Origin of the sequence: Salipiger thiooxidans, from assembly GCF_900102075.1 — a bacterium.
Taxonomy (GTDB): domain Bacteria; phylum Pseudomonadota; class Alphaproteobacteria; order Rhodobacterales; family Rhodobacteraceae; genus Salipiger; species Salipiger thiooxidans.
The window spans coordinates 369,557-396,263 of the sequence record NZ_FNAV01000002.1 but is presented as its reverse complement, the minus strand read 5'-3'; the positions used below and the strand labels follow the sequence as shown (position 1 = coordinate 396,263).

The 26,707-nt window shown below is 68.2% G+C and carries 27 protein-coding genes; 13 read left to right on the top strand and 14 right to left on the bottom strand.

The window, feature by feature from the left end; genetic code table 11:
- Positions 1-214 precede the first annotated feature (214 nt).
- On the top strand, positions 215-1,027 hold the full coding sequence (locus BLQ77_RS04145; RefSeq protein WP_089955713.1) for a glycosyltransferase family 32 protein: 813 nt from the start codon (positions 215-217) through the stop codon (positions 1,025-1,027).
- Here the strand turns inward: BLQ77_RS04145 and BLQ77_RS04140 are convergent.
- From BLQ77_RS04140 to BLQ77_RS04130, 3 genes are all read right to left on the bottom strand, one after another.
- Positions 976-1,623, bottom strand: coding sequence for an RluA family pseudouridine synthase (locus BLQ77_RS04140; RefSeq protein WP_089955710.1), 648 nt, complete (start codon positions 1,621-1,623; stop codon positions 976-978). The two genes, BLQ77_RS04145 and BLQ77_RS04140, sit on opposite strands and share 52 nt — an antisense overlap.
- Positions 1,624-1,669: 46 nt before the next feature.
- Positions 1,670-2,122, bottom strand: a complete 453-nt coding sequence (msrC, locus tag BLQ77_RS04135) for a free L-methionine (R)-S-oxide reductase MsrC (protein WP_089955708.1) — start codon at positions 2,120-2,122, stop codon at positions 1,670-1,672.
- 88 nt (positions 2,123-2,210) lie between these two features.
- Positions 2,211-3,383: a thiolase family protein gene (locus BLQ77_RS04130; RefSeq protein ID WP_089955704.1), complete on the bottom strand. Its 1,173-nt coding sequence runs from the start codon at positions 3,381-3,383 to the stop codon at positions 2,211-2,213.
- A gap of 94 nt (positions 3,384-3,477) precedes the next feature.
- Between BLQ77_RS04130 and BLQ77_RS04125 the strand changes: the two genes are divergently transcribed.
- Both BLQ77_RS04125 and BLQ77_RS04120 read left to right on the top strand, forming a co-directional pair.
- Entirely contained in the window at positions 3,478-3,816 is a 339-nt protein-coding gene (locus BLQ77_RS04125) for an STAS domain-containing protein (protein WP_089955702.1), read from the top strand.
- Positions 3,817-3,843: 27 nt separating this feature from the next.
- Positions 3,844-4,308: an ATP-binding protein gene (locus tag BLQ77_RS04120; RefSeq protein WP_089955699.1), complete on the top strand. Its 465-nt coding sequence runs from the start codon at positions 3,844-3,846 to the stop codon at positions 4,306-4,308.
- A 1,412-nt stretch (positions 4,309-5,720) separates the two neighbouring features.
- Here BLQ77_RS04120 and BLQ77_RS04115 read toward each other — a convergent pair.
- From BLQ77_RS04115 to BLQ77_RS04100, 4 genes are all read right to left on the bottom strand, one after another.
- Positions 5,721-7,091, bottom strand: coding sequence for a glutamate--cysteine ligase (locus BLQ77_RS04115; protein WP_008885842.1), 1,371 nt, complete (start codon positions 7,089-7,091; stop codon positions 5,721-5,723).
- Positions 7,092-7,157: 66 nt separating this feature from the next.
- Positions 7,158-7,688 carry a hypothetical protein gene (locus tag BLQ77_RS04110; RefSeq protein ID WP_089955696.1) on the bottom strand — a complete coding sequence of 177 codons (531 nt, stop codon included), beginning with the start codon at positions 7,686-7,688 and terminating at the stop codon, positions 7,158-7,160.
- Complete coding sequence (locus BLQ77_RS04105; protein ID WP_089955693.1) at positions 7,685-8,542, bottom strand: GNAT family N-acetyltransferase; 858 nt, start codon at positions 8,540-8,542, stop codon at positions 7,685-7,687. The genes BLQ77_RS04110 and BLQ77_RS04105 overlap by 4 nt, the downstream gene beginning before the upstream one ends.
- Complete coding sequence (locus BLQ77_RS04100; RefSeq protein WP_089955858.1) at positions 8,539-9,261, bottom strand: 16S rRNA (uracil(1498)-N(3))-methyltransferase; 723 nt, start codon at positions 9,259-9,261, stop codon at positions 8,539-8,541. Before BLQ77_RS04100 ends, BLQ77_RS04105 begins: the two co-directional genes overlap by 4 nt.
- 12 nt (positions 9,262-9,273) lie before the next feature.
- Here BLQ77_RS04100 and ubiA point away from each other — a divergent pair, with 12 nt between their 5' ends.
- From ubiA to BLQ77_RS04080, 4 genes are all read left to right on the top strand, one after another.
- A complete protein-coding gene (ubiA, locus tag BLQ77_RS04095; RefSeq protein ID WP_089955691.1) occupies positions 9,274-10,242 on the top strand; it encodes a 4-hydroxybenzoate octaprenyltransferase in 969 nt (322 codons plus the stop codon).
- Between the two features lie 63 nt (positions 10,243-10,305).
- A complete protein-coding gene (locus tag BLQ77_RS04090; RefSeq protein WP_089955688.1) occupies positions 10,306-12,255 on the top strand; it encodes an OmpA family protein in 1,950 nt (649 codons plus the stop codon).
- Positions 12,252-12,584 carry a hypothetical protein gene (locus tag BLQ77_RS04085; RefSeq protein ID WP_008885662.1) on the top strand — a complete coding sequence of 111 codons (333 nt, stop codon included), beginning with the start codon at positions 12,252-12,254 and terminating at the stop codon, positions 12,582-12,584. Before BLQ77_RS04090 ends, BLQ77_RS04085 begins: the two co-directional genes overlap by 4 nt.
- Positions 12,585-12,807: 223 nt before the next feature.
- Positions 12,808-13,461: a histidine phosphatase family protein gene (locus tag BLQ77_RS04080; protein ID WP_008884261.1), complete on the top strand. Its 654-nt coding sequence runs from the start codon at positions 12,808-12,810 to the stop codon at positions 13,459-13,461.
- A gap of 78 nt (positions 13,462-13,539) precedes the next feature.
- Here BLQ77_RS04080 and BLQ77_RS04075 read toward each other — a convergent pair whose 3' ends face one another.
- The 5 genes from BLQ77_RS04075 to coxB form a co-directional block, all read right to left on the bottom strand.
- Positions 13,540-14,340 (bottom strand): cytochrome c oxidase subunit 3, encoded by an 801-nt coding sequence (locus BLQ77_RS04075; RefSeq protein WP_008886237.1) that lies wholly within the window; start codon positions 14,338-14,340, stop codon positions 13,540-13,542.
- Between the two features lie 36 nt (positions 14,341-14,376).
- Complete coding sequence (locus tag BLQ77_RS04070; RefSeq protein WP_089955685.1) at positions 14,377-14,961, bottom strand: cytochrome c oxidase assembly protein; 585 nt, start codon at positions 14,959-14,961, stop codon at positions 14,377-14,379.
- Complete coding sequence (locus tag BLQ77_RS28665; RefSeq protein WP_008885602.1) at positions 14,951-15,127, bottom strand: cytochrome c oxidase system small membrane protein; 177 nt, start codon at positions 15,125-15,127, stop codon at positions 14,951-14,953. The genes BLQ77_RS04070 and BLQ77_RS28665 overlap by 11 nt, the downstream gene beginning before the upstream one ends.
- A gap of 2 nt (positions 15,128-15,129) precedes the next feature.
- Complete coding sequence (gene cyoE / locus BLQ77_RS04065) at positions 15,130-16,077, bottom strand: heme o synthase (protein WP_089955681.1); 948 nt, start codon at positions 16,075-16,077, stop codon at positions 15,130-15,132.
- A 66-nt stretch (positions 16,078-16,143) separates the two neighbouring features.
- Positions 16,144-17,022: a cytochrome c oxidase subunit II gene (coxB, locus tag BLQ77_RS04060; RefSeq protein ID WP_008883542.1), complete on the bottom strand. Its 879-nt coding sequence runs from the start codon at positions 17,020-17,022 to the stop codon at positions 16,144-16,146.
- Between the two features lie 188 nt (positions 17,023-17,210).
- Between coxB and tldD the strand changes: the two genes are divergently transcribed.
- The 6 genes from tldD (at position 17,211) to BLQ77_RS04030 (ending at position 25,168) form a co-directional block, all read left to right on the top strand.
- Entirely contained in the window at positions 17,211-18,632 is a 1,422-nt protein-coding gene (gene tldD / locus BLQ77_RS04055; RefSeq protein WP_089955856.1) for a metalloprotease TldD, read from the top strand.
- 221 nt (positions 18,633-18,853) lie between these two features.
- Entirely contained in the window at positions 18,854-20,050 is a 1,197-nt protein-coding gene (gene dprA / locus BLQ77_RS04050) for a DNA-processing protein DprA (RefSeq protein ID WP_089955677.1), read from the top strand.
- 144 nt (positions 20,051-20,194) lie between these two features.
- Complete coding sequence (gene topA, locus BLQ77_RS04045) at positions 20,195-22,966, top strand: type I DNA topoisomerase (RefSeq protein WP_089955674.1); 2,772 nt, start codon at positions 20,195-20,197, stop codon at positions 22,964-22,966.
- Positions 22,967-23,173: 207 nt separating this feature from the next.
- Positions 23,174-23,734 carry a L,D-transpeptidase gene (locus tag BLQ77_RS04040; protein WP_008883790.1) on the top strand — a complete coding sequence of 187 codons (561 nt, stop codon included), beginning with the start codon at positions 23,174-23,176 and terminating at the stop codon, positions 23,732-23,734.
- Between the two features lie 103 nt (positions 23,735-23,837).
- Positions 23,838-24,542, top strand: a complete 705-nt coding sequence (locus BLQ77_RS04035; RefSeq protein ID WP_008884095.1) for a CoA transferase subunit A — start codon at positions 23,838-23,840, stop codon at positions 24,540-24,542.
- The gene (locus BLQ77_RS04030; protein ID WP_089955671.1) at positions 24,542-25,168 is read left to right on the top strand and encodes a CoA transferase subunit B; all 627 of its coding nucleotides are present in this window, start codon (positions 24,542-24,544) and stop codon (positions 25,166-25,168) included. Before BLQ77_RS04035 ends, BLQ77_RS04030 begins: the two co-directional genes overlap by 1 nt.
- Before the next feature lie 112 nt (positions 25,169-25,280).
- Here the strand turns inward: BLQ77_RS04030 and BLQ77_RS04025 are convergent, their stop codons facing one another.
- Together BLQ77_RS04025 and BLQ77_RS04020 are read right to left on the bottom strand one after the other, a co-directional pair.
- A complete protein-coding gene (locus tag BLQ77_RS04025; protein WP_089955669.1) occupies positions 25,281-25,859 on the bottom strand; it encodes a phasin in 579 nt (192 codons plus the stop codon).
- Positions 25,860-26,150: 291 nt separating this feature from the next.
- Positions 26,151-26,597, bottom strand: coding sequence for a phasin family protein (locus BLQ77_RS04020; RefSeq protein WP_008884177.1), 447 nt, complete (start codon positions 26,595-26,597; stop codon positions 26,151-26,153).
- Positions 26,598-26,707 lie beyond the last annotated feature (110 nt).

The following is a 26,707-nucleotide window of genomic DNA, read 5'->3' as shown; positions in this document are numbered from 1 at the left end:
CCGGTCAGTCCCGCAAGCTCGCCTCGCAGTTCGGGGTCGTGCACCGCGGCGCGCTGGTCTCGGAGCTCCGGCTCTACGAGGACCAGCGGCGCAGGCGCCCGGGCAAGGCCCCGCCGCCACAGCTGGTGCGCAGGCACCACTTCGCCGCGAAGAAGGTCATCGACGCCTGGCAGACCGTACACCCTGGGATGCCCGCCCCGCGGCGGCGTCGATCGTGCCGCGGCGCATCGTCCAGTACTGGAACCGCACCGAGGTCCCGGACTCGATTCGGGCGATCATGGAGAGCTGGCGCGCGGTCCCGGGCTGGCACGACACGCTCTTCGACCGGGGCTCGGCCCTCCGCTGGCTGCGCGACACTGACTGCACCGAGCACGTGCGGGCCTTCAAGCTCGCCAGCCACGTCGCCGAGGAGAGCGACTTCCTGCTGATGGCGGATGGCGGAATCTATGCCGACGCGGACGACCTGCTGACCGGCCCCCAGGAGGCCTTGCTGCAGCATGGCGCCGGGCTGGTCGTGTTCCCCGAGCCGACGCTCGGCAGCATCGAGAACAACCTCCTCTGCGCGCCCCGTGGCCATCCCGTCATCGCCAGGGCCGTCGACCTGTCGCTGCGCGCGATGCTCGGGCGGGACAACGCCAAGACCGGCCCCGGCATGCTCACCCGCGCCACCGCCCTGCACCTGATCGAGGACCCCGGGGCCGCGCTTGTCGACACTCACCTGCTGCCGCGCGCGTTTCTGCACCGGCAGGTCCACCCGCACATGGCGCTGCCCTGCAAGAGCACGTCGCACTACTGGAACGCCCAGACCGGCGAGGTCTCCCACGCCGTCCACACGGCGCTGACGAAGGTCGTCGGGGACCGCGAGGCGCCCCCCCGCCGCGACGCGTTGTCGGCATGGGGGGACAGGCTCGGGTGGCGGGCTGTCGTCCGGGGTCGCTCAGACGGCTTCGGGTCGGCGCTGCCGGGGGAGGCGCGTCAGAAGGGGGTCTTGGCGCGGAACTTCACACCAATGCCGCTTTCCGGGTGATGCAGGCGCAGTTCTTCGGCGTGGAGCATCATGCGGGGGTACTGCGACGCGGTCTCGGGAGCGTAGAGCGGGTCGCCGAGGATCGGGTGGCCGAGGGCCAGCATGTGCACCCGCAGCTGGTGGCTGCGGCCGGTCAGCGGGTGCAGGCGGACACGGCTTTCGGTGTCGTTCGACTTGGTCACCTTGTAGTCGGTGAGCGCGGGCTTGCCGGTCTCGTGGCAGACCTTCTGCAGCGGCCGGTTGGGCCAGTCCACGATCAGCGGCAGATCGACCGTGCCGGTCTTCGGCTCGAGCCGTCCGGCGACCCGGGCGACATAGGTCTTGCGTGTCTTGCGGGTCTCGAACTGCATCCCGAGGTGGCGTTGCGCATGGGCGGTGAGCGCGAAGACCATCACCCCCGAGGTGTCGCGGTCGAGCCGATGCACCAGCCGCACGGTGGGAAAGGCCGCTTCGAGCCGGGTGATCAGGCAGTCGGCGAGCGCCTCGCCCTTGCCGGGCACGGAGAGAAGCCCCGCGGGCTTGTCGACCACCAGCAGGTCGGTGTCGGCGTGCAGGATGGGGATGTCGCCCTTGGGCGGATCGTAGATATCGCTCATGCAGCCCCCTTTGGCAAAGCCCGGGCCGCGCCGCAAGGGGCCCGGGTCAGCGTGCGAAGGTCGCGTCGAGGATATCCTGCAACGCGGTCGCGTCGGCCTCGGTGAAGGCGTCGGGCAGGTCGCTGTCGATGTCGAGCACGGCGATGATGGCGCCTGAGCGGTCGCGCACCGGCAGGACGAGCTCGGAGCGGGTCGAGCTGGCGCAGGCGATGTGGCCGGGGAATGCCTCGACGTCGGGCACGAGTTGGGTCTCGCCGCTGCGCGCGCAGGCGCCGCAGACGCCGCGCGAGAACGGGATGACGAGGCAGCCGTGGCCGCCCTGGTAGGGACCGATCTTGAGCAGCCCGGGCGCGGTCACCCGGTAGAAGCCGGTCCAGTCGAAGCGGTCGTCGGAATGATGGATCTCGCAGGCGAGGGTGGCCATGAGCGCCACCGCGTCGTCCTCGCCTTCGGTCAGCGCGGCGACGGTCCTGGCGAGCGTGGGATAGTCGACGGTCATGGTGGTCCTCGTGGCGGCGGGGCAGGGGGCGCTGCCCCCTCGGCGCATGCGCGCCTCACCCCCGGAGTTTATCTGGCAAGATGAAGGGTCAGAGGCGTTCTATGGCAATCGCCGTGCCCTCGCCACCGCCGATGCAGATGGCGGCGACGCCGCGCCTGAGGCCCCGGGTTTCCAGCGCGTTGAGCAGCGTCACGATGATGCGCGCGCCGCTGGCGCCGATCGGGTGGCCGAGCGCGCAGGCGCCGCCGTTCACGTTCACCACGTCGCGGGGCAGGCGCATCTCCTTCATGAAGGCCATGGGGACCACGGCGAAGGCCTCGTTGACCTCCCAGAGATCGACGTCGCCCTTCTTCCAGCCGATGCGGTCGAGCAGGGCCTGCGCGGCGGGGATCGGTGCGGTGGGGAAAAGGTGCGGCGCCTGGGCGTGGCTGGCGTGGCCGAGGATGCGGGCGCGCGGCGTGGCGCCGGTGGCGGTGGCTTGGTCGAGGGTGGTGAGGACCAGTGCCGCGGCGCCGTCGGAGATCGACGAGGAATTGGCCGCGGTCACCGTGCCGTTCTTGCGGAAGGCGGGTTTCAGCGACGGGATCTTCTGCGGTCGCGCGCGGCCGGGCTGTTCGTCGCGGGTGATGATCTCTTCGCCGGTGCGGGCGTGGATGTGCACCGGGGTGATCTCGTTCGCGAGGGCGCCGCTGCGCTCGGCGTCGAGCGCGTTGTCGAGCGAGGCGATGGCGTACTGGTCCTGGGCTTCGCGGGTGAACTGGAAGGCCTCGGCGCACTCCTCGGCGAAGGTGCCCATGAGGCGGCCCTTGTCGTAGGCGTCCTCGAGCCCGTCGAGGAACATGTGGTCGATCACCTTGTCATGGCCGATGCGGGCGCCGCCGCGCATCCTGGGCAGCAGGTAGGGGGCGCCGGTCATGCTTTCCATGCCGCCGGCGATCACTGTGACCGCCTGGCCGAGCGCGATCTGGTCGCGCGCCGCCATCACCGCCTTCATGCCGGAGCCGCACATCTTGTTGAGCGTGGTCGCCGGCACTGTCTCGCCGAGCCCGGCCGCGAAGCCCGCCTGACGGGCCGGCGCCTGGCCCTGGCCCGCGGGCAGCACGCAGCCCATCCAGAGCTCGTCCACCGAGGGCATGCCGGCCTCGGCATGGGCGGCGCGGATCGCGGCGCCCCCAAGCTCGGCCGCCGGAAGATCGGCGAAGACCCCCTGGAATCCGCCCATCGCGGTGCGCGCCGCGCCGGTGATCACAACCTCGGACATGTCGTCTCCTCCTTCGACCCGATGGCCCTGCATACCGAATGGTAAGGAATGCCGTCTAGCCTGCCCGTGATCTGAGACAACCGGGACCCCTGACATGCAGCTGACCGTGACCGATACGGAGGATCCGCAGATCATCCGCGTCGACGAGGGCAGGATCGATGCCGCCGTCGCGATCCAGTTCAAGGATGCCGTGCGCGAGGCTGTCTCGCCCGCGACCGCCCGCGTGGTGCTGGACCTCGGCGCGGTGGAGTTCATCGATTCCAGCGGGCTCGGGGCCATTGTCGCCGCGATGAAGGGCATGGGGCAGGGCCAGCGGCTCGACCTGGCGGCCTTGCGACCGATGGTCGACAAGGTCTTCCGCCTGACCCGGATGGACACGATTTTCGTCATTCACGAGACGGTGGACGCGGCGCGCGACGGGCGGGGCAGCTGACGCGCGCATCGAGAGGAGCCCGCGCCGATGCCGGACACGTCGCCTCAGAGCAGCCACTCGCTGGAGCTTTCGCTGGGCAGCAGCCCGCAGGAGATTCGCGCGGCGCTCGACCGGGTCCGGCGGGCGCTGCGGGACGCGGGTTGGGACGACGAGGCGCGCGGCACCGCCGAGCTCGTGCTGGCGGAGGCGCTCAACAACATCGTGGAACATGCCTATGGCAGCGCGGGGGACGGCCAGATCCGGCTGAGCGTGGTGACGCGTGGCCGGACCGCCGAGCTGGTGATCTGCGACGGGGGCGGGGTGATGCCGGGGCGCCGGCTGCCCGAGGGGGCGCCGCCGCGGCTTGACGTGGGCACGCAGGAGCTGCCCGAGGGCGGCTTCGGCTGGCACCTGATCCGGCGCCTCTCGGATCACCTGAATTATCGACACGACGACGGACGCAACCGGCTCGAGATCCGTATTCGGGCGGAGGGGGAGGCGTCGCAGGACTGAGAGGTTCGGTCGGGAGGGCGATGCCGGGAGCGCCGTCAGCGCGAACGGGGCCTGCCGTGGACTGTGGCAGGCGCTCGGAAGCTGCCTGAGCACGGCTTTGGCGGGGATCTTGTCAGGCGCCTCTCGGATCATCTGAGCTGTCGGCATCATGACGGGCGGAACCGGCTCGAGATCAGGTCCTATCTGAAGGAGCCGAAGCAAGGTGCCCGCCAAAGGGCCCGAGACGTGTGAAGCGATGCGGATGCCGGTCGGTGCGGAGCAGTTGCCATTGTCTGGACGCGCCTGCGTAAGCGTCGGGCAGCCTGCGGGTTGGGCTCTACTCGGCCTGCGGGGGGCAATGGGTTCGGCCGGCGGAGCGCAATCGGTAGCAGCGTGTCTCGTTTGGTGATCGTGTTTGTTGATCGTGGCGGATGTGCCAAAGCGTTCGGTCGTCCGTGGCACGGCGGATGTGCCAGAGCCCCGGCAGGAAGCGCCTCTCAGTTCAGAGACCCGCCTTTCTGTTTGGGGACGCACCGCGCCGTTCCCGGCAAGGACCGGGCGGCCGCGCAATTTCCCCGAAAGCGCCGCAATCCGAGCCCATTGCCGCCCGAATGGTCCGCGATAAGAGAAGGGTAGCTGCTTAGGCTTCCCTCGGCGCCGTGCCGTTTCAGCCCCCACCCAGTGTGCGGTGCCGAGGTCTACACCCTCTCCCCCTGAAGCGCGACAGATGATAACCCGCTCCCGGCATCCGCGCGGGCGTATTCGCACGAGGTCAAAGGCCGGGCATGGGTGCCGCGGGATTACCTCCAACCAATCACATTCTTGCCCGATTGCCGGGCGATACAGCTGGGGTAGCTGTTCAAGGCTTCCCTCGGCGTCACGCCGTTTCAGCCCCCACCCAGTGTGTGGCGCCGAGGTCTTCCTTCCCCCTCCGGATCAACGCCCCTCAAACCCTGCCAGCCGAAGGCATCGCTGGGTGTCGGGTGTTCGCAGGCTCCTCCCCCGATTGGCCGCGGTCAGGTCGCATTTCCACCCCACGCGGCGCCGAGCCTCGCGTGCGAACGGAACGCATCGCCCCCCTTTCGATCAGATGGAGGCTCGGGATGTCCGGATCAGTCGCCGCCCTTCAGTCCTGCCTTTGCAACGCCCTCACCCTGAAGGCGCGCGACGCCGGACCGCCCGGGGTCGCCGCGGACCCGCGCCGAGCGCGCTGGATTTCCACGCGGTACTGTTGCAAGCCGGGGCGCGGCCCTCGCCGGACGAACTCGCCCGGCGCAGGCAGGAGATGCACGCGTATTTCCAGCGCAACGTCTCGCGGCGCGTCAGCGCCTGACATCCGTGTCAGAAGCGGGGCCCGTGTCAAAACCCGAGCCAGCGCCTGCACCGATGCCAGTGCCTGAAGCCGAACGGGCGGCGGACCGGCCGCGACGGCCTCAGTAGCTGTATTGCGCGTAGATCCGGCCGAGGTCGCCGCCCCAGTCGCCGCGGTAGTGGTCGAGCAGCTCGTCGGCCAGCACCTTGCCGCTGTCGAGGCTTTCCTTCAGAGCATTGAGGAAATGCGTTTCGTCGGGCAGCAGTCCGCCGGCGCCGGTGCAGGCGCGGGCCTTGAGCCCGGCCTCGGCGATCTCGACGGTCCGGCGCGCCAGCTCGTGCATGTGGATGTTCTCCACCCGGGCGTCGAGCGCCTGGTCGGCGGCGGCGATGCGCAGCGTTTCGCGGGTCGGCGCGTCCCAGTCCTTGACGAGGTCCCATGCGGCATCGAGCGCGGTGCTGTCGTAGGTCAGCCCGACCCAGAAGGCGGGCAGGGCACAGAGCCGCCGCCACGGGCCGCCATCGGCGCCGCGCATCTCGATGAACTTCTTCAGCCGCGCCTCGGGGAAGATCGTGGTTAGGTGGTCGGCCCAGTCCGAAAGCGTCGGGATCTCGCCCGGCAGCGCCGGCAGCTTGCCCTTCATGAAGTCGCGGAACGACATCCCGAGCGCATCGATGTACTTGCCGTCGCGGTAGACGAAATACATCGGCACATCGAGCGCGTAGTCGACGTAGCGCTCGAAGCCGAAACCGTCCTCGAAGACGAAGGGCAGCATGCCGGTGCGGTCGGCGTCGAGATGGCGCCAGACGTAGGAGCGGTAGCTCTTCATGCCGTTGGGCGCGCCCTCGAAGAAGGGCGAGTTGGCGAAGAGCGCGGTCGCGACCGGCTGCAGCGCGAGCGCCACGCGCATCTTCTTGACCATGTCGGCCTCGGAGCCGAAATCGAGGTTCACCTGCACCGTGCAAGTGCGCCGCATCATGGTGGTGCCGGTGGTGCCGACGCGGCCCATGTAGGCGTCCATCAGCTTGTACCGGCCCTTGGGCATGAGCGGCATCTCTTCGTGCGACCACTCGGGCGCGGCACCAAGCCCGATGAAGCCCACGCCGATGGCATCGGCGATGCTCTTCACCTCGCGCAGGTGCTCGTTCACCTCGTCGCAGGTCTGGTGGATGGTCTCGAGCGGCGCGCCGGAGAGCTCGAGCGCCCCGCCGGGCTCGAGCGAGACGTTGGCGCCGTCCTTGGTGAGCCCGATCAGGTGCCCGCCTTCCTCGACCGGGTCCCAGCCGTAGCGATCGCGCAGCCCTTCGAGCACGGCGCGGATCGAGCGCGGACCGTCATAGGGCAGTGGCTCGTGGGTGTCGGTGAGATAGCCGAACTTCTCGTGCTCGGTGCCGATGCGCCAGTCGCTCTTCGGTTTGCTACCGGCCGCAAGGTACTCCGCGAGCTGGGAGGGATGCTCGATCGGCCCGCCGCCGGACTGGGGAATGGACATGTAGCGCTCCGCTTGTCGTGGCCGTGTCGTGTTGAAGGTCAGGGATGGGCGGAATACCCAGCCTTGTCAATGCAGACGGAGGTGTGTGGAATTGCACGTTGCCGCCTGCCAGATGGTGACGGGGTGTGTGCCGTCGCGGTGCATCTCGTGCAGCATGCGCTCGGTGCGCAGGCCGGGCAGCGTGGCGAAGGCGTCGAAGAGCGCGTCGGCGCCCTCGGCGGTGAGCGGGATCGCGAGCGGCAGCTGGCCGGGCTGGTGCAGCAGCCAGTGCGGCGGCTTCCCGCTGGGGTCGAGCACGAGGCGCGAGAGCTGTCCGAGCTCTGCGGTGCCGCCGGTGAGGGGGCCGAAATAGGCGATGCGCCCCTCGACGATCTGTACCACGCCCGGCCCGCCCGAGCCTGTGCGGAAGCGGCCGCGCTGGATGCCCGCGATGATGAGCAGCGCGCCGACGATGGCCACGACGTAGCCGATCCAGTGCAGCAGCCCGCCGCCGGTCCAGAACCCCCAGTAGAGCCCGAGCGCCAGCACGCCCGCGCCCCAGAGCGCCTCGCGCCATTGTGACAGGCGGGCCTTGGCTGCGGGCCGGATCAGGCTCATGCGGCGACCCCCGGCGTCACCTGTCGCTCAAGGACGGCGACGCGGTAGCTGCCGACGCGGGCAAAACCGATGCGTTCGTAGGCGCGGGCGGCGGCGTCGTTGTTGGCGAAGAGCACGGCGTCGCGCACCCCACGCGCCCGTTCCTCGAGAAGCTGTGCGGCGACGACCGCACCGCCCCGACCGCGGCTGCGCAGCTCCGGCGGCACGTAGACGCCGCCGATCTGCACCATCGCGGGCAGGCGGGCGTTGACCGCGCTCATCGCCACCGGGGCGCCGTCCTCGATCAGCAGCCGCACATGGCCGAGCGGCACCGACTCCACCGCGCGTTTCAGCGCCGTGACCTGCGCCGCCTCGTCACGCGAGCTGATGCCGGTGCTGGCGGTGTAGTCGAGAAACCAGTGGGCGAGCAGCGGAATGTCGGCCTCGACTGGCGGGCGGATGGAGGCGGAGGACGCGGGCAGGGTGTCGAGCGCGAGCCGGTAGAGCGGCTCGGAATGGTTCAGCCGCCAGGCGGTGTCGGGTAGGCCGAGGGCTGCGAGCGTCGCCTCGGTCTGGCGGGCCTCGCCGGTGAGCGCGGCGATGGTGTTGTCGCCAAGCGCCGCCACGAAGGCGCGGTGCCACGCATCCGGCGCGTCGGGCGCCTGCAGCACGAGAAAGCCCGCGGAGGTGCGGCCGAAAACGGCGCGGATCTCGCCCTCGGCGGGGGCGACCCAGAACCGCGTCGCGTTGCGATGTTCGCTGCCGGAAAGCCCGTGGGCGGCAAGGTTGCTGCGCAGGAACATAGAGCTTTCGGCATGGCGCGCGAGGAAGGCGTCGATTGCGGGCGCCTCGCCGGGCCGGGCGGGGCGGATCATGCCCAGTCCCCGCAGGCGACCTGCCAGAGCGTGATCGCGGCCACGGCGGCGGTGTCGGCGCGCAGGATGCGCGGCCCGAGCGCGATGACGCGGGTCTCGTCCATGGCGCCGAGCCGGGCGCGCTCGGCGTCGGCGAATCCGCCCTCGGGGCCGATCAGCACCGCGGCGGGCGCCGGGGCGGCGTCGAGCGCCGCGGCACGGCTTCCGGCCTCGGCCTCGTCGCAGAAGAGCAGCGCCCGGCCCGTGGGCCAGTCGGCGAGCAGTCGCTCGAGTCGCGCAAGCTCGGCCACCTCGGGCACGAAGAGTGCGCCGCATTGCTCGGCCGCCTCGACCGCGTGGGCCTGAAGCCGGTCCTGCCGAATCCGCTCGGAATTGGTGAACTGGGTCTGCACGGGCAACAGGCGCCGCACCCCGAGCTCCACCGCCTTTTCGACGATGAAATCGGTGCGCGCCTTCTTGATCGGCGCGAACAGCAGCCAGAGGTCGGGCGGCATCTGCTGCGGCCGCGTCTGCGTGTCGCAGACGGCCTCGCCGCCGCGTTTGCCAGCCTCGGTGACCTCGCACAGCCACTCGCCATCGCGGCCATTGAAGAGCAGAATGGGGGCGCCGGCACCGAGCCGCATCACGGAAAAGAGATAGTGGGCCTGCTCCCGTGTCAGAGGGACAGGTTGTCCCGCGCCCAGCGGGTGATCTACAAACAGGCGAACTTTCGCAGTCATGAGGCGCACCATATGAGCCAACCGGGAACAACGCCAGAGGCAGAGGGACAGGTCTCGGACGCGGTCCGCGGCAACTGGGTCGACCACTACGCACCGGCCTGGACGCGCCCCTACCTGCGCCTGTCGCGCGCCGACCGACCGATCGGAACATGGCTGCTGCTGCTGCCCTGCTGGTGGGGGCTGCTGCTCGCCATGGTGTCTGACGGGCAGCCCCGCTGGTTCGACCTCTGGATCTTCCTCGGCTGCGGCATCGGCGCATTCCTGATGCGCGGCGCGGGCTGCACCTGGAACGACATCACCGACCGCGACTTCGACGGCTCGGTGGCGCGCACCGCGTCGCGGCCGATCCCCTCTGGGCAGGTGAGCGCCAGGCAGGCGCTGGCCTGGGCGGTGATCCAGTCGCTGGTGTCGTTCGGCATCCTCGTGACCTTCCCGCCCATGGCGATCCTGCTCGGCGTGGTCTCGCTGCTGCCGGTGGCGGTCTACCCCTTCGCCAAGCGATTCACCTGGTGGCCACAGGTCTTCCTCGGCATCGCCTTCAACTGGGGTGCGCTGCTGGCCTGGACGGCGCACACCGGCAGCCTCGGGCTGCCCGCGGTGCTGTTGTATCTCTCGGGCATGGCCTGGACGCTGTTCTACGACACGATCTACGCCCACCAGGACAAGGAGGACGACGCGCTCATCGGGGTGAAATCCACCGCGCGCCTGTTCGGCGACGCGGCGACGCCCAAGTGGCTCGCGGGTTTCCTGGTGATCTCGGTGGCGCTGATGGGGCTCGCGATCGTGGCGGCGGCGCCGCGCGGCGAGATCCTCGCGCTGGTGGTGCTGATCGCCGGACCCTGGGCCTTTGGCTGGCACATGGTGTGGCAGATGCGGCGGCTCGACGTGAACGACAACGACCGGCTTCTCATGCTCTTTCGGTCCAACCGCGACGCCGGCATTCTGCCTGTGCTGTTTTTCGCCGCTGCTCTGCTCGCCTGATTGCGCAGGTCAAGACTGCCGCGTATCAGGTTCCGGATAAACGACAAAGGGAACTCACGGCCTATGCGCCTGTCCAAGATCGCCATTCCCGCCACCGCTCTGATCGCCGCCGCGATGCTCTGTATCCTCGCCGCCGTGGTTGCCCTGAACATGGTCGAGGAAAGCTCCCGGACCTCGGTGAAGGACGCGCTGTCGCAGGGGGAGCTGGACTGGGCCGAGGTCGACGTGAACGGCCTGCAGGTCTTCCTGATCGGCGAGGCGCCGGACGAGGCACAGCGATTCCGGGCGGTGACGCTGGCGGGGACAGCGGTTGATTCGGCGCGGGTCATCGACCAGATGCTGGTGGCCGAGGCCGCCGACATCCAGCCGCCGCAGTTCTCGGTCGAGATCCTGCGCAACGACGACGGCATCTCGGTGATCGGCCTGTTGCCCGACACCGCCGACCGCGAGGACATGATCGAGCGCTTCAATGCCATCGCCGGCAGCAACGGCGAGGTGTCGGACCTGCTCGAGGTCGCCGATTTCCCCGCACCCGACGGCTGGAACGAGGCGATGAGCTTCGCGCTGCGCTCGCTGCGGGACCTGCCGCGCTCGAAGGTGTCGATCAGCGCGGGCGCCGTGGCGATCAAGGCGATGACCGACAGCGAGGATGCCAAGCGCCGCCTGCGCACCGAGTTCGAGCGGCGCCGCCCGGACGGGCTTGAGCTGACGCTGGATCTCTCGGCGCCGCGCCCGGTGATCACGCCCTTCACCCTGCGCTTCCTGATCGACGAGCAGGGCGCCCATTTCGACGCCTGCTCAGCCGATACCGAGGCGGCGCGCGACCGCATCCTCGACGCCGCCCGCGCGGCCGGGGTCTCGGCCGCGGCGAGCTGCCGGCTGGGGCTCGGCGTGCCGACACGGCGCTGGGCGGACGCGGCCGTGCTCGCGATCAAGGCGGTGCAGGAGCTGGGCGGCGGTTCGGTCACCTTCTCGAACGCCGATGTGGCGCTGCTGGCGCCCGAGGGCACCGAGCAGGGGCTCTTCGACCGGGTCGTGGGCGAGCTGGAAAGCGCGCTGCCCGAGGTCTTCGCACTGAAAGCCGTGCTGCCCGAAATCCCCGAAGCCAGCGACCAGGGCCCGCCCGAGTTCACCGCGACGCTGAGCCCCGAGGGCTCGGTCCAGCTACGCGGCCGGGTGCATTCCGAGATCGCGCGCCAGACCGCGGACAGTTTTGCACGGGCGCGCTTCGGTTCGGACGCGGTCTACACCGCCGCACGGGTCGATCCAGACCTGCCGGCGAACTGGTCGGCGCGGGTGCTGGCCGGGCTCGAGGCTCTGGGCGAGCTCTCGAACGGCGTGGTGCGGGTGACGCCGGACCTGGTCACCGTGTCGGGCAACACCGGCAGCACCGACGCCAATGCCGAGATCTCGGGGCTGCTTGCGGACAAGCTGGGGCAGGGCGCTGAGTTCGAGATCAACGTGCTCTACCAGGAGAAGCTGGACCCGACGCTGGGCATCCCGACGCCGGACGAGTGCGAGGCACAGATCGTCGAGATCGTCGGCGACCGGAAGATCAACTTCGAGCCGGGCTCGGCCAATCTCGACGCCTCGGCCAAGGACGTGATGGACGACATCGCCGAGCTGCTGAAGCTCTGCGGGGACATCCCGCTCGAGATCCAGGGCCACACCGACAGCCAGGGCCGCGAGAGCATGAACCAGCAGCTGAGCCAGGACCGGGCGCAGGCGGTGCTTGATGCGCTGCGCAACCGCCGTGTGCTGACCGCCTCATACCGGGTGCGCGGATATGGCGAGGAGCAGCCCATCGCCGACAACAAAACCGAGGAGGGCCGCGAGGCCAACCGCCGGATCGAGTTCAGGCTGATCCGCCCGGAACCCACGGAAGAAGTGAAGACGACGCTGGAAGAGCTTGAAGAAGGCGCCCAAGACGGCGATACCGAGGCCGCACAGGAAGGTGACGGGGATGCCGACGCCTCCGATGCGGAAGACGGTGCAGAAGGGGCAACGGAATGAACCGGACCGAATTCGTGATCGCCACGGCGATCATCCTGTTCGTGGCCTTCTGCATGGGCTGGTTCGCCAACTGGCTCGTGCATCGCTTCAAGCGGATCAGCCAGGCGGACGTGGACCAGCTCGAGCGCATGAGCCAGGAGCTGCACGAGGCCGAGGAGACCCGCGACCAGGCGATCACCTACCTGCAACAGCGCGAGGCGGAACTGACCAACCAGCTTGCTCAGACCGAGGCGGAGCTGTCGGCGGCCATGGACGGGCTGCGCGAGGCGCGGCGCGAGGCCGAGGAGCTGCGCGCCTGGATCGAGCGCAGCCAGGGCGGCGCGGCCTGAGCCCCTTGTTCTCGCAGATCGCGGGGGCGCGTGACCTTCCTTCAAGGAGCCGCTGACGCGGCACAGGCAAGCCTCCCGTCGCCTCCGGCGCCGGTCGGCCGTTGGTGCCCGTGGCATTGCGCCGGTTTGCCTGACGGGCGTTGCTCGGCTTGGCGTCGACCGGTGCCGCGGCTTTCCATTTCCCCGCGTCGCCCGTAAGAGGCAAGGAAAAGGAAGGTGCTTCATGTCCCATGTCACGCTCGTACGTCACGGCCAGGCCAATACCGAGGCGCGAGACGAGCTTTCCTATGACCGGCTGAGCGAACTCGGGCACCAGCAGGCGCGCTGGCTCGGCGAGCACATGCGTGCCACCGGCGAGGTCTTTGCCCGCGCCTATTGCGGCACGTTGAGGCGGCATCGCGAGACCTTTGCCGGGATGGACACCGGGCTCGAGCCGGTGGTCGACGCCCGGCTCAACGAGCTCGAGTACTTCACCATGGCGCAGCTCTATGCAGAGCAGCACGGGGTGACGCTGCCCTCGGATCGCGAGGGCTTCATCCTGCACCTGCCGCAGCTCTTCACCGTATGGAGCGAGGGAGGGCTCGAGGGCGCGCCCGAGAGCTTTGCCGATTTCGAGGCGCGGGTCTCCGAGGTGCTGCAAGAGATCGCCGCGGGCGAGGGCAGGGCGCTGGTGGTGACCTCGGGCGGGCTCATCGGCTTTGCCATGCGCAGCTGCATGGGGCTGGGGATGGGGGCGCTGGCGCATGCCTGTCTCGCCGTCGAGAACAGCTCGGTGCACCGGATCCAGCCTCTGGCCACGGGGCTTGCGGTGACGCAGTTCAACGCGGTGCCGCATCTCGAGGTGGCGGGTCGGGCCTACGCGCGCACCCATCTCTGAGTCCGTCCGATCGCCGGAAACGAAAAAAGCGGGCCTTGGGGGCCCGCTTTTCGCGTTTTCAGGCGGTGGGGAACCGGCTCAGCCGCCCCAGACGTAGACCGCGGCGAAGAGGAACAGCCACACGACGTCGACGAAGTGCCAGTACCAGGCGGCGGCCTCGAAGCCGATGTGCTTGGTCTGGGTGAAGTCGCCCTTCATAAGCCGCAGCAGGCAGACGAAGAGGAAGATCGTGCCGATGATCACGTGCACGCCGTGGAAGCCCGTCGCCATGAAGAAGTTGGCGCCGTAGATGTTGCCCGAGAAGCCGAAGGCGGCGTGGCTGTATTCATAGGCCTGGAAGACCGTGAAGATCGCGCCGAGCACAATGGCGATGATCAGGCCCCACTTCATGTCCTCGCGGTTGTTCTCGTGCACCAGCGCGTGGTGCGCCCAGGTCGCCGCGCAGCCCGAGCAAAGCAGGATCATGGTGTTGATCAGCGGCAGGTGCCAGGGGTCGAAGGTCTCGATCCCGACCGGCGGCCAGACGCCGTCGACGGCCGGAGAGTTCGGGCCCATCGGGTAGAGCGCGTGTTTGAAGAACGACCAGAACCAGGCGAAGAAGAACATCACTTCGGACATGATGAACAGGATGAAGCCGTATTTCAGGCCGATCTCCACCACCGGGGTATGATCGCCCACGCGGCTTTCCGCGATCACGTCGGACCACCAGCCGAACATCACGTAAAGCACCGCGACGAAGCCCGCGAGGAAGATCCAGGGGCCGCTGCCGTGCATCCAGAGGACCGCCCCGAACAGCATCACGAAGGCCGCAACCGCGCCCACGAAGGGCCAGACGGAGGGGCTCAGAATGTGGTAGTCGTGGTTCTTTGCGTGCGCCATCTCGTTTCCCTTGTATGTCCCTCGTTGGATCGGCGTTCAGTTCACGGAGCCTTGGTCCGTGGCTTCGGTATCGAGAGCGGCCTGTTCCTCCTCGGGCAGGTCGATCTCGTAGAAAGTGTAGCTGAGCGTGATGTGCTTGGTGTACTTCGCGTCGCGGTCCTCGACGATCTCGGGGTCCACGAAGAAGCTCACCGGCATCTGCACGCGCTCACCGGGTTGCAGCACCTGCTCGGAGAAGCAGAAGCATTCGATCTTGTCGAAATAAGCGCCCGCCTCGTAGGGGTAGACGTTGTAGGAGGCCTGACCCGCGATCACCCGGTCGGTCGGGTTGTAGGCCTCGTAGAAGGCGAGGCCCTCTTCGCCGATGCGCAGGGTCATCTCGGTCTGCACCGGCTTGAATTCCCAACCGAAGCCGCGCGCCTTGGAGCCGTCGAAACGGATCTTGATGGTGCGGTCGAGGATCTCGCCCGTGGTGCCTTCGGCGACGTTGGTGGTGCCGCCGAAGCCGGTGACCCGACAGAACCAGTTGTAGAAGGGCACCGAGGCCCAGGCCATCGCGCCCATGAAGATCACGACTCCGACGAGCTGGAGTACCGTCTTCTTCTGCGGGTCAATCGCCATTCTGCACCTGCGACGCGCCCTGCAGCGCCTCGTTGAAGTTGCCGTTGGTGACCTTCACCACGGTCATCCCGAAGACGATGACGATGAAGGCGGCAAGCACCAGCCCGACGCCGATGTTGCGGCTGAAGCGGCGCTTGTGCAGGTCGTGTGTCTTGGCGATGGCCATGATTACCAGCCTCCGAGCCCGAAGCGGGCGAGACCCGCTTCCACCAGGATCGCGCCGAAATGCGCGAAGAGGTAGAGCAGCGAGAGCTTGAAGAAACGTTTCTCGATGCGGAAGTTGTCCGCTTCCGAGGCGACCTCGTCGCGGCGGAAGATCTCCCACGCGCCCTTGAGGAAGAGCAGGTTCAGCACCACGGCCACGGCAAGGTAGACCGGCCCGCCGATGGCGGTGAAGCCGGTGCCGATGGCGAGTGCTGCCAGAAGCACGGTGTAGACGAGGATGTGGATGCGGGTCGAGCGGCGGCCGTGGGTCACGGTCAGCATCGGCACGCCCGCATCGTCGTAGTCCGAGCGCATGAACAGCGCCAGAGCCCAGAAGTGCGGCGGGGTCCACATGAAGGTCAGGCAGAACATCAGCACGGCCTCGACGCCGACCGATCCGGTCGCGGCGGCCCAGCCGATCATCGGGGGGAAGGCGCCCGCGGCGCCGCCGATGACGATGTTCTGCGGTGTCGAGCGCTTCAGCCACATGGTGTAGATCACCACGTAGAAGAAGATGGTGAAGGCCAGCAGGCCGCCCGCCAGAACGTTGGTGGCCAGCGCGAGGAACACGCAGGAGAAGGCCGAGAGCGCCAGTCCGAGCGCCAGCGCCTCGCCGGGTTCGACGCGGCCTGCGGGGATCGGGCGCTTGGCGGTGCGCTTCATCACGAGGTCGATGTCGGCATCCCACCACATGTTGAGCGCGCCCGAGGCACCGCCGCCGACGGCGATGAAGAGAATCGCGCAGAAGCCGATGAACGGGTGCACCGGAACCGGTGCCGCCAGCAGACCGACCAGCGCCGTGAACACCACGAGCGTCATCACCCGTGGCTTGAGCAGGGCGAAGTAATCACCGAACTGGGCCTCGCCCGGCTGGGCGGTGGTGACGGTGCTGTTGGTGCTGATGTCGGTCATGTGTCGGTCTTCAAGTAGGTCGGTCGGGAAAGGTCGCGCCCCGCCTCCGGGGCGCGACCCGGGGTGTTACGAGTTGGCGAGGAACTGGCGGACGTCGACGTAGCCGCCTTCTTCCTGCGCTGCCGCGAACCAGGCGTCGTAGACCTCCTGGCTCACCACCTTCACGGTGATCGGCATGTAGGCGTGGCTGATGCCGCAGAGCTCCGAGCACTGGCCGAAGTAGACGCCCTCGCGCTCGGCGTTGAACCACAGCTCGGCGATGCGGCCCGGAACGGCGTCCTGCTTCACGCCGAAGGCGGGGATGGTCCACGAGTGGATCACGTCGGCGCCGGTCACCTGCATCACCACGGTGGCGCCCACGGGCACGACCACGGCGGTGTCGGTGGCGAGCAGCCATTCGTCGGCGGTGTAGCCGGCTTCGACCAGCTGGGCCTCGACATCGGCGTTGAAGCGGTTGTCGCCGCCGGTCGCCGGGGCACCGATCATGTAGCCGTCATAGGCCAGGTCGCTGCCGACGTATTCGTAGCCCCAGTACCACTGGTAGCCTGTCACCTTGATCACCAGATCGCCCTCGGGGATCTCCTGCTGCTTGAACAGCACGGGCAGGGAGAAGGCGCCGATGACCACGAGGATCAGGATCGGCACGATCGTCCACGCCACCTCGATCGGGGTGTGGTGGGTGAAGCTTGCAGGCGTCGGGTTTCTCCGGCGGTTGAAGCGGATGAAGGCATAGATCATCAGGCCGGCGACGAACACGCAGATGGCGGTGATGATGATCAGCAGCATTCCGTCGAGCCACTGCAGGTCGCGCGCCAGTTCGGTGGCGGCAGGCTGGAAGCCGGTGCCGCCCTGGTGCGGCCGACCGACGACCTCAAGGTCTTGTGCGATGGCCGGAGCGGCCAGTAGGCTGGACATGAGGCCCGTGAGCATCGAAATCTTGCGCATATGTCACCTGATCCGGTTGTCGTTCTTCTTCGTTCACAGGAGAGTACAACCCGGACAGATCGCCCGGGAGAGACCTCCTCCCCTTTAACTCCGCTCTTTAAAGAGCACAGATCCTGTCCCAAATAAACCAGGTCGCTTGCGGCAAAAAGGCGCTTTTTTTGATCTGGATCAAATATGACGAGGAAAACATGACCGACGCCCCCTTCCGTCCTTTCGATTCCGCACTCGATCTGGATTGCAGCCTTGCCCAGCTGCGCGAGTCCCTGGTCGGTGCAGATGACGGCGAGCTCTTCCTCGAACGCCGCCGCGCCGAGGCGCTGGTGCTGGACGACGGGCGAATCAAGACCGCCAGCTACGACGCCTCCGAGGGTTTCGGTCTGCGCGCGGTGCGCGGCGAGGTCACGGGCTATGCTCACGGCACCGACATCTCGGAAAGCGCGATCCGCCGCGCGTCCGAGACCGTGCGGCTGGCGGTGGGCGATGGCGGCGGGGTGCTGGCGCCCGGGCCGCAGGGCACCAACCGCAAGCTCTATACCGATGCCGACCCGATCGCCGGGCAGGCTTTCCCGGTGAAGGTCGAGACCCTGCGCGAGATCGACGCCTATGCCCGCGGTCTCGATTCGCGGGTGGTGCAGGTTACCGCGACCATCGCCGCGAGCTGCCAGGAGGTCGCGATCCTGCGCCCCGAGGGCACGCTGGTGACCGATACCCGCCCGATGACCCGGGTCACCGTCTCGGTGATCGTCGAGGACGAGGGCCGGCGCGAGGCCGGCAGCGCCTCGGGCGGCGGGCGGTTCCTGCTCGACGGGCTGATGGAGCCCGCCGACTGGCAGTCCAAGGCCCGCGAGGCGCTGCGCATCGCGCTGGTGAACCTGCGCGCCGAACCCGCGCCCGCCGGCGTCATGGACATCGTGCTCGGGCCGGGCTGGCCGGGGATCCTGCTGCACGAGGCCATCGGCCACGGGCTCGAGGGAGACTTCAACCGCAAGGGCTCGTCGGCCTTTGCCGGGCTCATGGGCCAGCGCGTCGCGGCGCCCGGGGTCACGGTGCTGGACGACGGCACCATCCCCGACCGGCGCGGCTCGATCACCGTCGACGACGAGGGCACGCCCTCGGGCAAGAACGTGCTGATCGAGGACGGCATCCTCGTGGGCTACATGCAGGACCGCCAGAATGCCCGCCTGATGGGCGTGGAGCCGACCGGCAACGGCCGTCGCGAGAGCTATGCCCACGCGCCGATGCCGCGCATGACCAATACCTACATGCTGGGCGGCGAGACCGATCCCGCCGACATCGTCGCCGATCTCAGGGATGGCATCTGGGCGGTGGGCTTCGGTGGCGGGCAGGTCGACATCACCAACGGCAAGTTCGTGTTCTCCTGCACCGAGGCCTACCGGGTGAAGGACGGCAAGGTCGGCGCGCCGGTGAAGGGCGCGACGCTGATCGGCGACGGCGCCACCGCGCTGCAGCAGATCCGCGCGCTCGGCAACGACATGGCGCTCGACCCGGGGATGGGCAACTGCGGCAAGCAGGGGCAGTGGGTGCCGGTGGGCGTGGGCCAGCCGACGGTGATGATCGGCGGGCTGACCGTGGGCGGCGCCGCCGCCTGAGCCGCGACTCGGGCGCCGGGGATTCGGCGGCTGTCGGCGCCACCCGGGCCGGCGGCCATGCCGGACCGGGACAGGGGCCGGTGTCACCCCTGCGAAACTTTCCTTCGTTATCAGTCCATTGTCTCGGGGCCCGAGAAAACCGTCCGCCGGGCGGGTCTTGGTTTACCTCCGATTAAGGACGTCTGGGCTAAGGATTCCTCAGCAAGCAGACGGGGTTCAGGATGGCCGAGGACAGCAACAGCTTATCTTCCACTCACCCCCCACTCCCACCCACCTCGGAAGACGACCGGTTCGCCTGGCTCCGTCTCTTGCGCTCCCGCCGCGTCGGTCCCGCGACCTTCTGGCGGCTGCTTTCCGAACATGGCACCGCGCTGGCGGCGCTCGACGCGCTGCCGCAGGTGGCCGCCGCCGCCGGGGTCGAGAATTACCACGTCTGCCCCGAAGGCGTCGCCCTGGCCGAGGTCAAGGCCGCGCGCGGCCATGGCGCCGTGCTGGTCTTCCGTGGCGAGCCCGCCTATCCGCCGCTTCTCTCCGACGTGTCCGACCCGCCGCCCTTCCTCTGGGTCTGCGGCGCGCCCGAGGTGCTGGCCCGTCCTTCAGTGTCGCTGGTCGGCGCGCGCAATGCCTCGTCGCTCGGCACGCGCATGGCGCGGGCACTGGCGCGCGGTCTGGGGGCCGAGGGCTACGCGGTGATCTCGGGCCTCGCCCGCGGCGTCGACACCGCCGCCCATGATGCGGCGCTCGCCACCGGCACCGTCGCGGTGCTCGCCGGCGGGGTCGACGTGCTCTACCCGTCCGAGAACACCCGCCTCGCCGAAGAGATCCGCGCGCAGGGCGGGGCGCTCGTGTCCGAGCAGCCGATCGGCCTGCAGCCGCAGGCGCGCCACTTCCCCGCCCGCAACCGCATCGTCGCCGGCATGTCCGGTGCCACCGTGGTGGTCGAGGCGGCGGCCAAGTCCGGTTCGCTCATCACCGCGCGCTGCGCGCTCGACATGGGGCGCGAGGTGCTGGCGGTGCCCGGGCATCCGCTCGACGCCCGCGCCGGCGGCTGCAACCTGCTGATCCGCGACGGCGCCCGACTGGTCCGCCACGCCGAGGACGTGATCGAGGCGCTTGGGCCGCTGGCCACCGCCGCCCGCCCGCCCGCGCAGGCGCAGCTGCCGCTCGACCTTGACGACGCGGTCATCGACGACACCCCCGTGGTGCCCATCGCCCCGCCCGAGCGCCGCTCGCTGCGCGAGACCGCGGCGCTGCACGCCGAGATCCTGTCGCGGCTCGGGCCGGTGCCGGTCGCCGAGGACCAGCTCATCCGCGATCTCGCCGAACCCTCGGACACGGTGTCGCCGGTGCTCACCGATCTCGAGCTCGACGGCCGCATCCAGCGGCGCCCCGGGGGGCTGCTCACCCGCGTATCCTGAGGGCAGAATTCGGGCGAAACGTGCGGTCATGGCCCGTGGCATCGGGCCCCGGATTGACATTTCCCCCTTGCACCCCACATGTTCCGCCGCCATATGCGCCCCTGCTCAGCCTGAGGTCGTATTCCAGGAAAAGGTGGTCATTTCATGCCAGTCGTCGTTGTCGAATCCCCGGCCAAGGCCAAGACAATCAACAAGTATCTGGGATCCGACTACACTGTCCTTGCCTCATACGGCCACGTCCGGGACCTGCCGGCGAAGGACGGTTCTGTCGACACGGACCACGATTTCGAGATGACGTGGGAGATTGCGAACGACTCGCGCAAGCACGTCGCCGCCATCGCCGAGGCCCTGAAAAACGACAACTCACTGATCCTCGCGACCGACCCCGATCGCGAGGGAGAGGCGATCTCGTGGCACCTCAGGGAGGCGCTGACCAAGCGCCGCTCGATCAAGAAGGACACCGCCGTCAGCCGGGTGACCTTCAACGCCATCACCAAGTCCGCCGTCACCGAGGCGATGCAGAACCCGCGCGAGATCGACGCGCCGCTGGTCGAGGCCTACCTCGCCCGGCGGGCGCTCGACTACCTCGTGGGCTTCAACCTCTCGCCGGTGCTCTGGCGCAAGCTGCCCGGCGCGCGCTCTGCCGGCCGCGTGCAGTCGGTCTGCCTGCGGCTCATCGTCGAGCGCGAGATGGAGATCGAGGCGTTCCGCCCCCGCGAATACTGGCAGATCAAGGCGCTGCTCTCGACCCCGCGCGGCCAGGAGTACGAGGCCCGGCTCACCGTGCTTGGCGGCAAGAAGCTCGACCGCTTCGACATCGGCAACGCCACGCAGGCCGAGCTCGCGGTGCAGGCCGTCGCCTCGCGCAAGCTGAAGATCGACAGCGTCGAGGCCCGGCCCTCGACCCGCAACCCCTCGGCGCCGTTCATGACCTCGACCCTGCAGCAGGAGGCCAGCCGCAAGTTCGGCATGGGCGCCCGGGCCTGCATGAACGCGGCGCAGCGGCTCTACGAGGCGGGCCACATCACCTACATGCGGACCGACGGCATCGACATGGCCCCCGAGGCGATCACCGCCTGCCGCGACGCCATCGCCGACCGCTACGGCAAGGAATACGTGCCGGGCAGCCCGCGGATCTACAAGAACAAGGCCAAGAACGCGCAGGAAGCGCACGAGTGCATCCGTCCCACCGACATGACGAAGGACGCCGCCAGCCTCAAGCTGCGCGAGGATGACCAGCGCAAGCTCTACGATCTGATCTGGAAGCGCACGCTGGCCTGCCAGATGGAGGCCGCGCGGCTCGAGCGGACCACTGTCGAGATCCTGTCGGAGGATCGTCAGGTCGGCCTGCGTGCGACCGGTCAGGTCGTCCTCTTCGACGGCTTCCTCAAGGTCTACGAGGAAGGCCGCGATGACGTCTCCGACGATGACGAGAACCGCCTCCCGCAGATCATGGAGAGCGAGCCCGCCGCCTTTGCCAAGGCCACGCTGCAGGCCCAGTACGACAAGGCGAGCGACAAGGCCGAGGACGTGGTCGAGGACGCGCCCGCCGGCATGCAGAAGAGCAGCGCCGCCGTGTTGTCGGACAACGGCGCCGTGCTGGCGACGCAGAGCCACACCCAGCCGCCGCCGCGCTACACCGAGGCGACGCTGGTCAAGCGCATGGAAGAGCTCGGCATCGGCCGTCCCTCCACCTATGCCAGCGTGATCACCACGATCCAGGACCGCGAATACGTCCGCAAGGAGCAGAACCGCCTGTTCCCCGAGGACAAGGGCCGCATCGTCACCATATTCCTGCTGAACTTCTTCCGCAAATACGTCGGCTACGAGTTCACCGCCGAGCTCGAGAACGAGCTCGACGAGGTGTCGGCCGGCGAGATGGACTACAAGTCGCTGCTGGCGAAGTTCTGGCGCGACTTCTCCGCCGCCATCGGCGAGACCTCCGAGCTGCGCATCTCCGAGGTGCTCGACGTGCTCGACGAGGCGCTGGCGCCGCAGCTCTACCCCCCGCGGGAGGACGGCTCGGACCCGCGCATCTGTCCCAAGTGCGGGCAGGGGCGGCTGCACCTCAAGACCTCGCGCACAGGCGGTTTCGTCGGCTGCGGCAACTATCCCGAATGCACCTACACCCGCCCCATCGCGGGCGAGGGCGCGGATGGCGAGGAGCGGCTGCTGGGCAGCCACGAGGGCGACGAGGTCTGGCTCAAGGCGGGCCGCTTCGGCCCCTATGTCCAGCGCGGCGAGCCCACGCCCGAGAACAAGAAGCCCCCGCGCGCCTCGCTGCCCAAGAAGGGCGGGGCGTTCCTGCCGGGCTGGTCGCCCGATGACATGACGCTCGAGAAGGCGGTGACGCTGCTGACCCTGCCGCGCGTGGTTGGGATGCACCCGGAAGGGGGCGAGGTGAAGTCCAACCTCGGACGCTTCGGTCCGTTCATCATGCACCAGCTCCCCGACGAGGAGAAACCGGTCTACGTGAACCTCAAGGAGTTCCAGGAGGTCTTCGAGATCGGCATGAACCACGCGGTGGAACTGCTGGCCGAGAAGCGGGCGAACCCGGGCCGTGGCCGGGGTGGCGCCGCCAAGACGCTCAAGGATCTGGGCGAGCACCCCGACGGCGGCAAGATCGCCGTCTACGAAGGGCGTTACGGGCCCTACGTGAAGTGGGAGAAGGTCAACGCGACCCTGCCCAAGGATACCGAGCCCGCGGACGTGACGCTTGAGACGGCGCTGGCGCTGATCGCCGAGAAGCAGGCCAAGAAGGGCGGCGGCAAGAAGACCGGGGCCAAGAAGGCACCTGCCAAGACGGCGGCAAAGAAGACCACCGCCAAGAGGACCACCACCAAGAAGGCCGCGCCGAAGAAGGCCGCGCCGAAGAAGGCCGCCGCCAAGAAGGACGGCGACGCCGGGGACGCCTGATCCCCGGCCCGTTCCGGCACGGCGCCTCCGATGCGCCGCGCCGGAACGGGCAGGCGCAGGCCCGCAGCGCAGAACCGGGCCGAAAGGCGCCGACGCGGTATCCCGTGACCTTCCAACACCGATATGTGATTGGAAGAGCCGCGGCTTGCGCGCCATGTGGTCGGGAGCATCCTGAAACAGCCCCCGAAACAGCCAGAGGTTCCGCGCATGTCCGATCTGCCCATCTCCCGCCGTTCGCTGCTGGCCGCCGCCGGCGCTGCGCTGATCCTGCCGCTGGTGCCCGCCCGGGCCCGCGCTCAGGGCATCCTGCGCCACAACATTTCCAGCTTCACCATGCAGGACTGGCGCGACCACTTCGACACCCTGGGCAAGGCCAGCATCGTCGCCGACACCTCGTCGCGTGCGCTGCACTTCTGGTCCGCCGACGGCAGCGACTACCGGGTCTATCCGACCTCGGTGCCCAAGACCGACGAGCTGACCAAGCGCGGCTATACCGAGATCGTGCGCAAGGTGGTGGGGCCGTCGTGGACGCCGACCGCCAGCCAGATGGAGCGCTACCCCGACTGGAAGCCGATTCCTCCGGGCCCGGACAACCCGCTCGGCACCCACGCGATGTATCTCGGCTGGCCCGCCTACATCATCCACGGCACCCACGACACCCGGAAGATCGGGCGCCGGTCGTCCGACGGGTGCATCGGGCTCTACAACGAAAAGATCGCCGAACTCTACCAGCTCTGCCCCATCGGCACGCAGGTCCGGGTGATCTGAGCCCGCCCGGCGCGGCGCCCGGCAAGTCCCCGCCCGGCTTCGTTGACTCTTACTCTGCGGCGCGGCACAACCTCAGGCAACAGCTTCAGGAGGGGAGATATCCATGAAGAAAGTCTACGGTTCCGCGGCGGAGGCCCTCGACGGGGTGCTGCATGACGGAATGCTGATCGCGGCGGGCGGGTTCGGTCTCTGCGGCATTCCCGAGCTGCTGATCGACGCCATCGTCGAGAGCGGCGTCAAGGATCTGACCATCGCGTCCAACAACTGTGGCGTCGACGGCTTCGGCCTCGGCAAGCTGCTGGACACCAAGCAGATCAAGAAGATGATGTCGTCCTACGTGGGCGAGAACGCCGAGTTCATGCGCCAGTACCTGAGCGGCGAGCTCGAGCTCGAGTTCAACCCGCAGGGCACGCTGGCCGAGCGCATGCGCGCCGGCGGCAGCGGCATTCCCGGCTTCTACACCAAGACCGGTGTCGGCACCGTGATCGCCGAGGGCAAGGACGTGAAGAACTGGGGTGGCCAGGACTACATCCTCGAGGAGGGCATCTTTGCGGATCTCTCCATCGTCAAGGCGTGGAAGGCCGACACGACCGGCAACTGCATCTTCCGCAAGACCGCCCGCAACTTCAATCCGCCTGCCGCGATGTGCGGCAAGCTCTGCGTGATGGAAGTGGAAGAGATCGTCGAGCCCGGTGAACTGGACCCCGATCACATCCACCTGCCGGGGATCTACGTGCACCGCATCATCAAGGGCGAGCACGAGAAGCGGATCGAACAGCGCACCGTGCGCAAGCGGGAGGAAGCCTGATGCCCTGGGATCGCAATCAGATGGCCGCACGGGCGGCGCAGGAACTCGAAGACGGCATGTACGTGAACCTCGGCATCGGCATTCCGACGCTGGTCGCCAACTACGTGGGTGACAAGGACATCACGCTGCAGTCCGAGAACGGCATGCTGGGCATGGGCCCGTTCCCCTTCGAGGGCGACGAGGACCCCGACCTGATCAACGCCGGCAAGCAGACCATCACCGAGCTGCGCCGCACGGCCTATTTCGACAGCGCCATGAGCTTCGGCATGATCCGCGGCGGCAAGATCGCGGCGGCGATCCTCGGCGCCATGGAAGTGGCCGAGAACGGTGACCTCGCGAACTGGATGATCCCGGGCAAGCTGGTCAAGGGCATGGGCGGCGCGATGGACCTCGTGGCCGGTGTCGGCAAGGTCATCGTGGTCATGGATCACGCCAACAAGCACGGCGAGAGCAAGGTGCTGAAGGAATGCACCCTGCCGCTGACCGGCAAGGGCGTGGTCGACCGCATCATCACCAATCTCGGCGTGCTGGACGTGGTCGAGGGCGGGCTGAAGCTGGTCGAGCTGGCCGATGGCGTGACCGAGGAAGAATTCCGCGCCGCCACCGATGCGACCCTCGTCAACTGACGGGCAGGGGTCGGGCACAGAAAGCCCGGCTCTGACCCCTGAAAACGCAAACGCGGCCCGGTGGGCCGCGTTTTTTCATGTCCGGGGACGGGTCCCCCCGAGCGCCGAGAGATCAGCTCTTGGTGGTGTCGGTGGGGGCGGCGTCCTTGGCGGCTACCTCGACGGTCTCCGCGACCTCTGCGGTCTCGGCGGCGGTCTTCTTGGCGGCAGCGGTGGTGCGGCGCGTGGTGGTGCGTGCCGCGCTGGTGGCCGCGGTGGTCGCCTTTTCGGCGGCCTTCTCGGTCGCCTTGGCCGTCGTGGTCGCGGCGGCGGTGGCGTCGTCGGCCATGTCCTTGCCCAGCGACATCATGAGCGACATGGTCTCGCTTTGCGCTTCCTTGGCCACGTCGCCGAGGGCGGTCATGTGGGCCTTGGCGCTTTCCATCTGCGCGGTGGCGAAATCGCTCATCGCCTGCGCGTAGTCGGTCGGCGCGGTGCGCGCCTTGGCGAGGTCGCCCATGCGGCCCAGCGTTTCCATGGTCCAGCCGACCGAGATGTCGGTGGTCTTGCCAGCGGCGTCGAGCGCGATGCCCGAGGCCTTTTCGCCGAAGCCGGTGGAGGACTTCCAGGCCTCTTCGAACTTGGCCTGATCCATCTGCCAGGCGCCCATCATGTCTTTGAGGGTATCGGTGAAGTCTTGCGTGGTTGCCATTTGCTCACTCCCTTGGGATTACGGCGGATGCTCCGCCTAGGCCTACGCTGTCGCCATATTGATGCTGCAGTGCAGCAATGCAAGGCTTGACAGCGCGAATTCAGAAAAAGTTCACGCGACGCGCGAGTCTTCGCCACCGCCGCGAGAACCGGTCGACCCTGCTTCGAGGGACATGAAAAAGGGGCGGGTTCGGAATGGAACCCGCCCCACGTAATTGCGCCTTTTGTTGGGAGGAGAGGGGGCGCAATCCGAGTTCCGGCGCCCACAAACGAAAGGCGCCGGGAAAGGGTCTTACTTCGTGGTCGCCTTCTTGGCGGCCGCGGACATATCGTCGGTGGCCTTCTTGACGGCGGCGGTGGCGTCTTCGGTGAAGTCCTTGCCAGCGGCCATCATCAGTTCCACGGTGTCCATCTGGACCTTCTTGGCGATCTCGGCGAAGGCGGCCATGTTCTCGGCGGCAACTTCGGACTGGGCCGACGCGAAATCGGTCATCGCCTTGGCGTAGTCGGCCGGCTCTTTCTTGACCTTGGACATGTCAGCCAGCTTGGCGAGGGTGTCCTTGGCCCATTTGGCGGAGATCTCGGTCGACTTCTCGGCGGCTTCCAGAGCCACGGCCGAGAGCTTTTCGTTCAGGGTCGCGGTGGTCTTGAAGGCTTCGTCCATCGCTTTGGTGTCGACGGGGAACGCGCCCATCATGTCTTTCATCATCGCGGTGATATCTTGGGTCTTGGCGGCCATTGCTAAATTCCTGTCTGTGTCTGCCTCGGGGGCCCACCCCCGCATTCATCGGCTGACACCAATATGAATGCTGCAGCGCAGCATTTCAAGGGAAATTTCTGCGGTGCAGC